This window comes from Pseudomonas sichuanensis, from assembly GCF_003231305.1.
Taxonomy (GTDB): Bacteria; Pseudomonadota; Gammaproteobacteria; order Pseudomonadales; family Pseudomonadaceae; genus Aquipseudomonas; species Aquipseudomonas sichuanensis.
Genome location: NZ_QKVM01000172.1, coordinates 1 through 256, shown reverse-complemented (window position 1 = coordinate 256; position 256 = coordinate 1). Strand labels below are relative to the sequence as shown.

Genomic DNA, 256 nt, shown 5'->3' with positions numbered 1-256 from the left:
TCGCGTCGTAATGGGTCTTGCCGACCTTGGGCAGCGGGTAGGCGTGGCTGCGGCCGTCGATATCGTGCAGCAGCAGCCCGTCGTCCTGCACATCGATGCAGGTGGTGAAGGCGGTGATCCAGCGGGCGCCGAGGCTGGCGCTGTCGAGGGCGGCAAGGCGCGAGTGGTAGGTGCGGGTCCAGGTGATCGGGAACGGCCCGGGCAGGCTGAAATCGGTGTGCTGCAGGGTCTCGCTGCCCAGGGCGAAGTTGATGCT

Annotated in this window: 1 protein-coding gene; it reads right to left on the bottom strand. The window is 67.6% G+C overall.

Translation table 11 applies throughout. From position 1 onward, the window contains the following. Positions 1 to 256 (bottom strand): DUF6531 domain-containing protein (locus DM373_RS28600; RefSeq protein WP_157966927.1); only part of this gene is annotated, 256 nt, incomplete at both ends.